This is a genomic window from Pseudaminobacter soli (ex Zhang et al. 2022), assembly GCF_014595955.1.
Taxonomy (GTDB): Bacteria; Pseudomonadota; Alphaproteobacteria; order Rhizobiales; family Rhizobiaceae; genus Kumtagia; species Kumtagia pseudosoli.
This window is the reverse complement of record NZ_JABVCF010000002.1, coordinates 36,439-48,794: the sequence shown is the minus strand read 5'-3', so window position 1 is coordinate 48,794 and position 12,356 is coordinate 36,439. Positions and strand designations below refer to the sequence as shown.

Sequence of the window (12,356 nt, the reverse complement as noted above, 5' to 3'; positions counted from 1 at the left end):
TTCGATCGCCATTTTCTCGCGTCGGCAGGCAATTGGCAACGCGAGGGAAATCGCAGCCGATGTGCGCAAAACAGAGGGCGGCCTGTGCATCTTTGCCAGGCCTCGAAGCCAAGAATGAGCAAAATTCCGGGCGGTGATGGAACCTAGCCCGAAGAGGGGCGTTGAAGCCGATTGATTTCGAGGCACGGGCGCGCGCGAAAGTGGCGCGGGGGGTATCAGGCACAATCAGCGTGGAAACGACCGCTCGAGCTTCCCTGCCAACGCAACCTGACGCTTCTGGTCCAGCAGGTCAGCAGGTGATGAACGGCCTGCAGGTCGCGTTGCTGGTCGCTGACTCTGCGGTTCCACAGTCGGCTTCCGAGCCCGGATTGCACGAGAGGATCCTGGAGCACCTTCCTGCCGCCATCTATATGACGGACGCCGAAGGGCGGATCACCTTCTACAATCGCGCAGCCGCGGAACTGGCCGGGCGAGAGCCTGAACTGGGGAAGGATAAGTGGTGTGTGAGCTGGCGGCTGCGGCGGCACGACGGAACCCTCCTGCCGCACGACGAATGCCCGATGGCGATCGCCCTGAAGTCGGGGCTGCCGGTGCGCGGCGAGGAAGCGGTCGCCGAGCGCCCGGATGGGTCGCTCGTTCCTTTCCTCGCCTATCCGACACCGCTCTTTTCGGCCAACGGGGAACTCATCGGCGCCGTCAACATGCTGGTGAACGTTTCCGAGCGCAGCGCCGACACAGTCATGCGCGACCAGTCGGAGCGGTTCGACGTCCTCCAGAGCAGGCTCGCGGCAATCGTCGAATTCTCAAATGATGCGATCATCAGCAAGGACCTCAGCGGAACGATCTCCACCTGGAACAAGGGGGCCGAGCGCATCTTCGGCTACACTGCAGAGGAAGCCATCGGGCAGCCGGTCACGATTCTCATCCCGGAGGAGCAGTCCGATGAAGAGCCGGGCATCCTGCGTCGTATCAGGAATGGCGAGCGTGTCGAGCACTACGAAACGAAGCGGCGCAGGAAAGACGGCACGATCATCGACGTTTCGCTCACCATTTCCCCTGTTCGCGACCATCTCGGCAACGTCATAGGCGCATCCAAGATCGCCAGGGACGTCACCGGCCGCAAGCGAGCGGAAGAGGCTTTGGCGCGCCGTGTAAACGAACAGGCGGCCCTGCATGAGTTTACGGCACGGCTGCATCGCGCCACATCCCTGAAGGAAGTCTATCAAGCGGGTCTCGATGCCATCATCAAGGCGCTTGGCTGCGACCGCGCATCCCTGTTGCTGTTTGACGAGAACGAAGTGATGCGATTCGTCGCCTGGCGTGGCCTTTCCGAAGGCTATCGCATGGCGGTCAACGGCCACTCACCGTGGACGAAGGACTCGTCAGACCCGAATCCGATCTTCGTCGACGATATCGAAACGGCAGACCTGTCCGATCACCTGAAAGAGCAGATCAGGAGCGAGGGCATGCGGGCGCTCGGCTTCGTCCCCCTCGTCACAAAAGGCGCCCTCGTCGGCAAGTTCATGACCTACTACGATCGGCCGCACGTCTACAGCAGGGCGGAGGCCGATCTTTGCCTTACGATTGCCCGGCAACTGGGCTTCAGCGTCGAGCGGCTGCGGGCCGAGGAAGCCCGGCGCCGCGTCGAGGAGGCCCTGCGGGAGAGCGAACAGCGGCTGCAATTGGCCCTGACGGCAGGCCGCATGGGCGCCTGGGAATGGGAACTCGGCTCGGGCCGTGTCATCTGGTCGCCCGGCTTAGAGGAATTGCACGGGCTCGAGCCCGGCACTTTCGGGGGAACGTTCGACGATTTCAAACGCAATATCCACCCTGACGATCTCCCCATGGTCGAGGCCAGGATCGGCGACGCGTTGCGCACCAGCGAAGACTATCACGTCGTCTACCGCATCGATCATCCCTCGGGCACAATCCGATGGATGGAGTCCTTCGGCAGGTTCAATCGTCCCGCCGAAGGGCGGTCGCCCCGGATTGCCGGCGTCTGCATGGACATTACGGAGCGCAAGCAGACCGAGACACAGCGCGACCTTCTCGTGGCAGAACTGAGCCACCGGGTTAAGAACACGCTCGCGACCGTCATCTCGATCGCCCGACAATCCTTCGCCACCAATCCTGATGCCGTAGAAGCGCAACGTTCGTTCAACGCACGCATCAGGGCCCTCGGCCAGACGCATAGCCGACTCGCGGAGGCCAGTTGGTCCGGCGTGTCACTGGAAACCATACTTCTCGATGAGTTGGCTCCATACCGCCGCGAAGATCAGACGAATCTCTCGATCTCGGGACCCTATACGAGCCTGACGCCGAAGCAGGCGCTGACGCTTGCGATGGCCGCGCACGAACTGGCTACCAATGCCGCCAAATATGGCGCCCTGAGCCACCGTGGCGGGCGCGTCGAGGTCGAGTGGACCAAGACCGAAGGGCAACTCCGCCTGAAATGGTGCGAGACGGGTGGACCCAAAGTCGTGGCTCCGACCCGCTATGGCTTTGGCCGCATGCTGCTTGAGCGCATCGTCGCCGCCGATCTGGGCGGCGACGTGCGTATCGATTTTGCCAGCGGCGGTCTGTGTTGTGAGATCGACATGCCGCTGCAGCCGAGGTGACGGCTGCGTAATGGGATGCAGGCCGACGATGATGGCGATTTATCGGAGATAATGCTGCCGGTTGCCGCAATATCCAGCGGAGAGGGGGGCGCAGGTTGGCGTGAACCCCTGCGGATTCTGGTGGTCGAGGATGAATTCCTGCTGGCGCTTGTCCTGGAAGACGACTTGGCGGCCGCCGGATATACCGTTGTGGGACCCTACAACAGCCTTTCCAGTGCCATGGCAGCCTCGCAAAGAGAGGCATTCGACGTCGCCATTTTGGACGTCAACCTTGATGGGGAGATGGTCTATCCTCTGGCCGACGACTTGATCGCGCGTGGCATGCGTTTCATTTTCCTGACCGGCTACGTGGCCAACGACCTGCCGGAGCGATTCCGGAAATCGAACAGGCTCCCCAAGCCCTATGATCCCGCAGCCTTGCTCCGCGAAATTGCGCGGGTGCGGAGCGGCAACTGACCAGGCGCAAAAAGGGTGTGGCAAAATCCGTCCTACGCTCGCCCCTCATCACGAAACCATAGCGCACGCTAGGGAAATCGGCCATCATTGGCCCGCGGATGGCGCACGTCCGGAGCGTTCTTGACCGCCCCGACTTCGTGAAAGACCCCGCCAAAAGAATGACCAAGGGGTGGATCTTGCTCGAGACGCTCTTCCTGCATCTTGAGCGGCATGACGTGGTGAGCAGCTACGAAAAGTCGCTCCTCTCATCGGCTATGGTGCAGACTAGGCATATCTCGACCGGACAGGATCTGGTCACATCCGGTACTCGGCCGCCCCACAGCGTGCTCCTGGTAGACGGCTTTGCCGCGCGCTACAAACTGCTTGCCGATGGCAGCCGCCAGATCAGCGCCCTGCACGTGACGGGCGACTTCGTCGACCTGCACGTGTTCCTGCTGCGGACGATCGATCATGGCGTAATGGCAATGTCGCCTTGCCAGGTTGCCTACGCCGACCACGACGATCTCAAGCGCATCACCGAAGAGGCCCCTCACCTCACCCGGCTGCTCTGGCTTTCCACCATCGTGGATGGGGCCATCCACCGCGAATGGCTGGTCGCGATGGGCCGCAGGTCCAAGAAGTCGCATCTTGCACACCTGATATGCGAACTTTTTGTGCGCCTTCGGGCCGTTGAGCGCGTCGAGGGATGGAGCTTCCGCTTGCCGCTCTCGCAAACCTCCATAGCCGACGTGCTCGGGCTTTCCGTCGTGCACGTCAACCGCGTCATCCAGGGCCTCAGGCGGGAAGGGCTGATCACCTGGGTCAACCAGATAATCACCATCCTCGACTGGGACAAGCTGGTCGAGGTCGCCGAATTCGATCCCACTTATCTCAGCCTGCGCAAGGAACCGCGCTGAACCGCGCGCCGCAGTTGTCATATCGACGACGGATATGACTTCGGGGACCTGCGATAGGCCTCCTCACAGACGGGAGAGCAGAACCACGGGCCTTCCGGATGCGCTCTTCTGTAGAATTCATAGGGCGCATGCATCTTGCACACAGGATCAATCCAGGCAGGGTCGATGGTCGGGGCAAATTCGATCTCGAAAACAGGCACTTCGGCGGCCACCGAACGCAACGCCATCTTGCCGAGATCCCGCACGACAATGCCTTTGGCCGCAGCAGCCTCCGCGATGGGTTGCGTAGCCAGCAGTTGACCAGGCGCCGCGAGAGCGGAGAGGCGCGCCGCTATGTTGACGGTCGAGCCGAACAGATCGTTTGCCCTCCTGATCACCGGCCCATGGTTCAGTCCCGCGCGGGTGAGCGGCAGTCGCGGCTCCTTTCGGCACGCCTGCAACAGCGCGCCAAGTGCCTGGATGGCAAGATCCGGCTCAGGGAACGACAGCATCGCCTCGTCGCCGATCCATTTGATCGGCGGCCCATGGCCGTCCAGCGCCTCGCTCACCATGCTCTCGAATATTTCGACCACGGCAAGGGCGGTCTTGTCTCCATAGACGTCTGCGATTGCGGAGAACCCTGCGAGATCGACGAAGGCGAGGGTTGCCGATGCACCTGCGGGGTCGTGCGCTTGACTGGAGCGTCCGCGGTTCATTGCTAGGATCCCCACAATGCCCGAAGCCGACAAGGTGGATGCGATGGCGCCACTTTGCCGAACCTTTCCTTTTATGCAGCAATTTCTTGCTTCGGTAGGCATGATTTGCCCTTCCTATGGAAAAAGGCATCCATGCAGGGTCTGACCGAGCGCCGCCGCCACTTGTGCCGGCCCTGGCGGCTCGCTCAAGCTGCCGAAGGAGACCTGACTGAAATCGGCGCGGGACTACGGCGGGAGCCCAAGCAGGCACGCCGGGCGTAGGCGACGATCCTTTCAAGGCCGGGTGAATTCACTCTGGACAGCGATCAATTCTTGGCTGACCATGCCTTGTCTTAGCCGCTTCGTTCCGTTGCCTCTTGTCCGGCTGCGGGCGAAGTCCACTGGCGAGAGGGCGGCGATGTACGTCACGGAAGCTGGCGACGAGATCTTCGTCATCGACTCCCATGCCCACGTCTGGGACGCTCGGCCCCAGAACCGGCGCAACCACTACGGCCAGACCTTCATCGACACGTTCTACGGCGCGCATGTCGGCCTCACGCCGGCGAACCGGCGCTGGGATCGCGAGCGGTTCGACTATTATGGCGCGCAGGGCGCGGCAACGGACCTGTTCGAGGATGGCTATTGCGATTTAGCCGTCATGCTGCCGGTCTATCTCCGCGACTTCTACGTGAACGGCTTCAACACGACGGAACTCTGCTCGACGCTGAAGGATCTCTTCCCGGACAAGGTCATCCTCAACGGACGCTTCGATCCGCGGGACGGCCAGATGGGCCTGGACAAGCTCGAAGAGGATTTCGAAAAATTCCGGTTCAACGGCGTAAAACTCTACACGGCGGAATGGAACGGCGTCTCGCGCGGCTATTCCCTGAAGGACCCGTTCGTCGCGCCGTATCTGGAGAAATGCCGAAAACTCGGCATCCGCAACATCCATATCCACAAGGGTCCCACGACGCACCCGCTTGACTATGACGCCTTCGACGTGCGCGACATCGACTACATCGCGACCAGTTTCCCGGACCTCAACTTCATCGTCGACCACTGCGGACTGCCACGCATCGACGATTTCTGCTTCATCGCCGGCCAGGAGCCGAACGTCTATGGCGGCCTGGCGCTCGTCGCCTCCTACATCCACGCGCGCCCAAAATATTTCGCCAACATGATGAGCGACCTCCTGTTCTTCGTCGGCCCCGACAGGCTGCTCTTTGGCTCGGATTACGCGATCACCAGCCCGCAATGGATCATCGAGAAATTCATGGAATTCGAGTTCGACGAGGAGACCGCGCAGGAAGCCGGCACGCCGCTCACGCTGGAGGTGAAGCGCAAGATTCTTGGCCTCAACGCCGCGAAACTTTACGGCGTGGCGGTGCCCTCCAGGTTCCAGGCGTCGGCGGTGCAATGACCAGCGTGCCAGCCGTCACACAAACGCAACACGCCTCGTCGGCCGAGGCGGCCTCCCGGATCGCCCAGGTGCGGGCGGCGATTGCCACCGTTCGGGACCCGGAGATCGATGAGACGGTTGAGGCGCTGCAATTCATCGTCGACGTTGACGTTACCGGCGACCTCGTTACCGTCTCCTTCCGCCTGCCGACCTTCTGGTGTCCGGCCAACTTCGTCTATCTCATGGCGGGCGAGATGCGCCGGGCCGTGGTGGCGCTGCCTTGGGTGAAAGAGTTCCGGCTACGGCTGGTCGACCACTTCGCGGCCGACGAGATCAACCGCGCCATCGGCGAAGGCCTGTCGTTTTCCGAAGCGTTTCCCGGCCAGGCGACGCGCAACCTTGACGAGCTCAGACGTACCTTCGACCGCAAGGCATTCCTCATGCGGCAGAGCGCCTTGGTCTCGCTCCTGCGACGAAGGGGCTGGAGCGACGAAATCATCGCTTACGCGACCGCGGCGCAGGTCGCCGGCAGGGTCACGGGCGATGATGAGCTTGCCGCAGCGTGGTCGGCCTACCGCCAAAAATGGGAGATGCTGGATTTCCCGCCCCAGCCCGACGCCCGCATCGTCGTGAACCTCGAGGGAAGGCCGATCACCGCCGGCGACCTCGTCAGTCATCTTCGCCAGACACGAAGGCTTACGAACAGCGCCAGTGCGAATGGCGAGATGTGCCGCATTCTTATGGAAGCGCGGCGCAGTGGGTCGGGTTGCGGGGCGGCGCATGTTGGAAACTCAGTTGGCGGGCCAAGTAGCAAGACTGGGAGCACCTGATTGGCATCCCCGACTGCTGAGCTTATCAAACTGCCCCTCACCCTTACCCCTCCCCGCGAATGATGGGTTAGGTGCATACGGTCGACGCCTATTTCTCCCTCGGCTTTGCGGTTTCGAGTCCGAGGCATGGATTCCCGACACTCTCCACCCGCTTCGCTCGTTCACGAGGTCGGGAATGACGGCGTTCGTCTGTAAGTTCGCTAATCGCCAACGTTGGAGATTGGCGGAGAAGGAAAATGAAGTGCGTCATTCCCGACCTCGTGAGCGAGCGCAGCGACGCGGAGAGTGTCGGGAATCCATGCCTCGGAGGTGGCGAAGCCAAAAGCCTTGCGAGGAGATTTCGCATTCATACCCGCCGAAACGCAGATGGGGAGAGGGATTCGTAAGCGTTGCGCCGTAATGCGGACCTTCCACGCCCTCACGCCATTGCGTCCACTCTCGCCCGGCTTCTGATCCGCTCCCCACTTTCGCTGTCGAACAGAAACACGGCGGCATCCTTGAAGGTGATGCCGATCGGCTCGTCCATCGCGTATTGCGCCAGCTTGTCGGCCTTTACGGTCAGGTACTCCTGCCCGATCTGGCAGGTCACCAGCGTATGATCGCCCATCAGTTCGATCGAATAGACTCTTGCCGAGATCCTGCCGTTCGAGGGGCTAGTTACGGTGCAGTCCTCCGGCCGGATGCCCGCCGTGACGTTTCGCCTGTCCCCCTCGACGCCCACCGCAAAGCGCCCCTCGCCAAAGGCGAACGTCCCGCCCGAAAGACTGCCCTGCAAAAAATTCATCGGTGGCGAGCCGATGAAGCCGGCTACGAACAGGTTCGCCGGGTCCTCGTAGATCTCGCGCGGGGTGGCGATCTGCTGGACGACGCCCTTGTTCATGATCGCCACGCGGTGCGCCAGCGTCATCGCCTCGACCTGGTCGTGTGTGACGTAGATCGTCGTCACGCCAAGCTCCGCCTGCAGCCGTTTCAGCTCGGAGCGCATGTGGCCGCGCAGCTTGGCGTCGAGGTTGGACAGCGGCTCGTCCATCAGGAAGACACTCGGCCGCCGGACCATGGCGCGGGCAAGCGCGACGCGCTGCCGCTGGCCGCCGGATAGCTGGCGCGGATAGCGGTCCAAAAATTCCTCGAGATGCACCTTGGCGGCCGCGCCGCGCACGGCGGCGTCGCGCTCGGCCGGCGGGACCTTCCGCAGCTTCAGCGGATAGGCGATGTTCTCGGCGACCGTCATGTGCGGATAGAGCGCGTAGGACTGGAACACCATCGCGACGTCCCGGTATTTCGGCAGCACGTTGGTGACGTCGCGCTCGCCGATCAGGATGCGACCGGAGGTCACCGACTCCAGTCCGGCCACCATGCGCAGCGCCGTGGTCTTGCCGCAGCCGGACGGCCCGAGCAGCACCAGGAACTCGCCGTCCTGGATGGTCAGGTCCAGTCCCTTCACCACCTGCACCGCGCCGAACGACTTGTGGATCTGAGAAAGCGTCACCCGCATCGCGCTACCCCTTGACTGCACCGACCAGGAGGCCGCGCGCGATGTGCTTCTGCAGCACGCTGGCGATGACCACGACGGGTGCGATCATCACCACGATCAGCACCGACATGTTCCACCACTGCGGGCCGCGCGTGGTGTTCTGCGCCGACACCAGCACCGGCATGGTCTGCGCCTTGGCGTTGGAGAGGAAGAGCGCCAGCAGGTACTCGTTCCAGGCAAGGATCAGAACCAGCAGGAAGGTGGCGACCAGGCCGGAGCGCACCAGCGGCAGCGCGATGGTGAAGAAGACGCGGAATTTCGAGGCGCCGTCGATCTCCGCGCTCTCCTCCAGGTCGAGCGGGATACCGGCGAAGAAGTCGCGCGTCAGCCACACGACGATCGGGAGGTTGACGGCCGTGTAGGTGGCGATGAGCGCCACCTGCGTATCGAGCAATCTCAGTTGCTGGAACATCACGTAGATCGGCAGCACGGCGACGATCGGCGGCATGATGCGGTTGGAGATGATCCAGAACTCGACGTCGCTGTTGCCGAGCGCCAGCCGGGTGCGGCCGACGAAGGTCAGCAGCGAGATCAGGAACAGCGCCCCGGCGACCGCGACGGCGACTTCCCACTGCACGCCGAAGGTCGCCACTGCGATGATCACCGCCACCAGCAGGATGAGGAACACGGCGACGCCGGCGAGCTTCGCCTGGAAGCGGATACGCACCAGCGCGTAGGCCGCCAGCGATCCGATCAGCACTGCAAGCAGCGTGCTGGCGAGCGCCACCACAACCGAGTTGAGGTACGGCCCCAGCGTGTAGTTCTGCAGCAGCATGAAGTCCCACGCTTCGAGCGACGGCGTGAAGTCGACGAAGGGGATGTAGAACGGTCCGTTATCGACCTCGCCCGGTCCCTTGAACGAGGTGATCAGCACCCAGTAGAGCGGCACCAGAACCACGAGCGACCAGAGGGCGAGCAGCGCATAGGTGACGACCTTGCCCGCCGGCGCCTGCTCCTCCACCGTTGCCGGCTCGAACAGCCGGCGCATCATCGACCGCCCCTCCCCGCTCATGTCTCGAACCGGCGCGCCGGCCGGACCACGAAGTTGAAGAAGGACACGCACACCACCGTCGAGATGAAGAGCAGCATGTAGCCGACCGCCGCCGAACCGCCGAGATCCTGCGTTCGCCAGGCGATGAAGGAGTGTAGCGTCATCGACTCCGTCGCCAGGCCCGGGCCGCCGCCGGTGAGCACGTTTGGCAGGTCAATGATCTTGAACGCCTCGATAAGCCGGATGAGCACCACGGTCGCGGCCACCGGCGCGATCGCAGGCCAGGTGATATCGCGGAAAATCTGAAAGCCGTTGGCGCCGTCGAGGCGCGCCGCCTCGACTTGGTCGCGCGGCTGGTTCTCGATGGCCGCGAGCAGCACGATGAACATGAACGGCGTCCACTGCCAGGTGTCGCCCACCAGCACCATCAGGCGCGCCGACCAGGCCTCGGTCGCCCACGACCATTCACTGACGCCGAAGGCCTGCAGCAGCGGCGCGAACGGCCCCTTCTGCATGTCGGCCAGCATGCGGAAGGTGTAGGCAATGCCGACGGGCGTCACCATCAGTGGGATGAAGAAGAGCACACGGAAGAAATTGCGGCCGCGGATCGGCTGGCCGCAGAGCAGCGCCAGGCCGAGACCGAGTCCGAACTGCACGGCAACGCCGATCACCACGTAGAGCAGCGTGTTGACGATGGTGCCGGGCACGCCGCCTTGGGCGAAGGTGGCGACGGTCACCAGCGCCAGCGAGAACGCCACCAGCGTGGCGATCAGCCGGCCGAACGTGCCCACCACTGTGGCCCGACCGCGCAAGAAATAGCGCGCAAGCAGGAAAAGCAGTCCGCCTGTAACGATCGCCATGATCGTCCACTGCAGCGCACCGATAGCACCGAACTTGCCGAGCAAGTGGTACTGCTGCGATCCGGTCAGAAGCTTGCGAAAGTTGGCAAGCCCGATGAAACGCAGCGTGAATCCGCCAGGCGCCAGCGCGAAGCGCGACAGGGACAGGTAGGCCGAGATGATCAGCGGAAAGATCGCGAAGCAGAGCAGCACGATCACGGCCGGCATCACCATGATGCGCCCCGACTGGCGATCGAGCCACTCGGCCCAACTCCGCCGGGGTGCGGCTCCGGTCACGGGAATGGCGGTTGCGGTCATCGGCAGCCTACGCGCCAATGGACGGACCCGGCACGGCCTTCGGCGCCGGGTCCTCGCCTCGGAAGCTTATTTTGCGCCAATCGTCGCCTTGTAGAACTTGAGCTGTTCGTCCTTGCCGATCTCGTCGTTCAACTCGTTCCAGCCGTCCTCGACGGCTTTGACGGTGGCTTCCTTGTCGATCTCGCCGGCGAGAAAGCGCGAAACCGCCTCGTCGAGCACCACCTGCTGGTACTTCTGGTTCTGCGGGATGCGCAGGTCGAGGATCATGTTTGGGCTCGACATACTGGCGTTGATGGCGCCGAGATAGACCTTGGCTTCCTCTTCGGTCATGCCGGCGTGCTTCCAAAGGTCGCTATAGCTGAGCTGTGACGTACGGTACGGGTTGAAGCCGGTGCCGCCGATCGTCACGTCGCTGTTCGACTGCGCCGGCTGGGTCATGTAGGAGAAGAAGGCAAAGGCTGCGTCCTTCACCTTGGCGTCGGCCGCCGCGTTGATGCCGCCGCCCCAGCCGCCGAATGCGGCGAACGGAGCATGGTTCACGCCGTCGATGGCGTGCGGGCAGTTGTCCGCGCTGCAGGCTTCGAGCTTGCCGGTCTCCCAGTTCAGCACTTCCTTCGAGCCCGGCATGATCGCCGCGCCCCACTTGCCCTGCACCTTGGACTGCTTGGGATCGATGGAGATGGTGCCGACGTCGCCCCAGTCGAGGTTGAGCGCGCAGCGGCCCGACGCGAACAGCGGTCGCGTGTCGGAGACGTCGAGGTTGAGTTCGTCCGGCGGCCCGTACTTCGTCGACTCCGAGAGGAAGTCGAGCGCCTTGCGGAAGGCGTCGTTGTTGACCAGCGGCGTCATGTCCGCGGCGTTGAAGAAGGTGCCCTGGCTGGTGCCCTTCGACTGCGTCATCGAGCCGACCACGTCGGTGACAAACCAGTAGCTCTGTGCGTTGCGCTTCTTGGCGATGCAGGAGCCGAAGTCCGGATTGCCGTCGCCGTTCATGTCCTGGCCGTGCACGGCCTTCGCGACCGCGAGGTACTCGTCCCAGGTCGTCGGCACCTTCTGTCCGGCGGCGTCGAGCACGTCCTTGCGGTAGTACATCATGTGGAAATCACCATCGAGGGTGATCATGTAGGCCTTGCCGTTGTACTTCTGGGAGAAGTCGCGGAAGAAGGCGCCGACATCGTCCTCCTGAATGTCCTTGTCGGCCTCGATGCGCGGTGTGAGATCCTCGAGGTAGCCGCCGGCGATATAGTCCACCATCCATTGCGGCGCGTAGACGGCGGCATCGACCGAGTTGGTGCCGCTCGCCCAGTCGGTGAGGATCTTCTGGTAGAGATCCGAGAACGGCACGGCGATGACGTTGATCTTGGCGCCGGTCTTGGCCTCGAAATCAGGCGCGCGCCGCTGCAGCGGCTCTTGGATCGCGCCGGTCTGCGTGATCAGGTTCACCGTCACGCCGGCGAACGGCTTGTCCTGGGCAAGCGCAGGTGCGCTTGCCACTACGCATAAGGCCGATACTCCGGCCACAAAGGCTCCAACTCGCATCGATCTTCCTCCCATGTGACCGCACGTCTTCCTGGCAATCAGGCCCGCCGGTACCTGCTGTCGGTTGCTGCGCCCCAAGGGACGGCACCGCTCTTTGCGGCTTACAATATCGGCATCGCACGGCGAGTCCAGCGCCTATGCCGCAAGGGAAGGGCTAAGGGCTGACCACCTTTCGCTTCGCTTGATAGGGTTCCGCTTCTGTGACAGACTGCTCGCGTTTTCGCCGCGAGATCAAACATGCGGGCCGCCGGCAAGGCGTCCA

The 12,356-nt window shown here is 63.1% G+C and carries 10 protein-coding genes; 5 read left to right on the top strand and 5 right to left on the bottom strand.

The genetic code is table 11. The features are described from left to right. Positions 1-299 precede the first annotated feature (299 nt). The 3 genes from HUI96_RS03460 to HUI96_RS03450 all read left to right on the top strand — a co-directional run bounded on the left by HUI96_RS03460 (position 300) and on the right by HUI96_RS03450 (position 3,970). Positions 300-2,618 carry a PAS domain S-box protein gene (locus HUI96_RS03460; protein ID WP_188253255.1) on the top strand — a complete coding sequence of 773 codons (2,319 nt, stop codon included), beginning with the start codon at positions 300-302 and terminating at the stop codon, positions 2,616-2,618. 51 nt (positions 2,619-2,669) lie between these two features. Then, positions 2,670-3,074 (top strand): response regulator, encoded by a 405-nt coding sequence (locus HUI96_RS03455; RefSeq protein ID WP_188253694.1) that lies wholly within the window; start codon positions 2,670-2,672, stop codon positions 3,072-3,074. Positions 3,075-3,250: 176 nt separating this feature from the next. After that, positions 3,251-3,970 carry a Crp/Fnr family transcriptional regulator gene (locus tag HUI96_RS03450; protein WP_188253254.1) on the top strand — a complete coding sequence of 240 codons (720 nt, stop codon included), beginning with the start codon at positions 3,251-3,253 and terminating at the stop codon, positions 3,968-3,970. 17 nt (positions 3,971-3,987) lie between these two features. Here the strand turns inward: HUI96_RS03450 and HUI96_RS03445 are convergent, their stop codons facing one another. Further along, positions 3,988-4,665 (bottom strand): adenylate/guanylate cyclase domain-containing protein, encoded by a 678-nt coding sequence (locus HUI96_RS03445; RefSeq protein WP_188253253.1) that lies wholly within the window; start codon positions 4,663-4,665, stop codon positions 3,988-3,990. A 397-nt stretch (positions 4,666-5,062) separates the two neighbouring features. On the opposite strand from HUI96_RS03445, the gene HUI96_RS03440 reads away from it, so the two are divergent. Continuing rightward, positions 5,063-6,064, top strand: coding sequence for an amidohydrolase family protein (locus HUI96_RS03440; protein WP_188253252.1), 1,002 nt, complete (start codon positions 5,063-5,065; stop codon positions 6,062-6,064). Beyond that, positions 6,061-6,873, top strand: a complete 813-nt coding sequence (locus tag HUI96_RS03435) for an iron-sulfur cluster assembly protein (protein WP_188253251.1) — start codon at positions 6,061-6,063, stop codon at positions 6,871-6,873. The genes HUI96_RS03440 and HUI96_RS03435 overlap by 4 nt, the downstream gene beginning before the upstream one ends. 418 nt (positions 6,874-7,291) lie before the next feature. Here HUI96_RS03435 and HUI96_RS03430 read toward each other — a convergent pair whose 3' ends face one another. The 4 genes from HUI96_RS03430 to HUI96_RS03415 form a co-directional block, all read right to left on the bottom strand. After that, positions 7,292-8,368: an ABC transporter ATP-binding protein gene (locus HUI96_RS03430; protein WP_188253250.1), complete on the bottom strand. Its 1,077-nt coding sequence runs from the start codon at positions 8,366-8,368 to the stop codon at positions 7,292-7,294. A 4-nt stretch (positions 8,369-8,372) separates the two neighbouring features. Next, entirely contained in the window at positions 8,373-9,398 is a 1,026-nt protein-coding gene (locus HUI96_RS03425; protein ID WP_237683948.1) for a carbohydrate ABC transporter permease, read from the bottom strand. 17 nt (positions 9,399-9,415) lie between these two features. Further along, positions 9,416-10,555: a carbohydrate ABC transporter permease gene (locus HUI96_RS03420; RefSeq protein ID WP_188253248.1), complete on the bottom strand. Its 1,140-nt coding sequence runs from the start codon at positions 10,553-10,555 to the stop codon at positions 9,416-9,418. Positions 10,556-10,621: 66 nt separating this feature from the next. Then, a complete protein-coding gene (locus HUI96_RS03415; protein ID WP_237683947.1) occupies positions 10,622-12,094 on the bottom strand; it encodes an ABC transporter substrate-binding protein in 1,473 nt (490 codons plus the stop codon). Between the last annotated feature and the right edge of the window lie 262 nt (positions 12,095-12,356).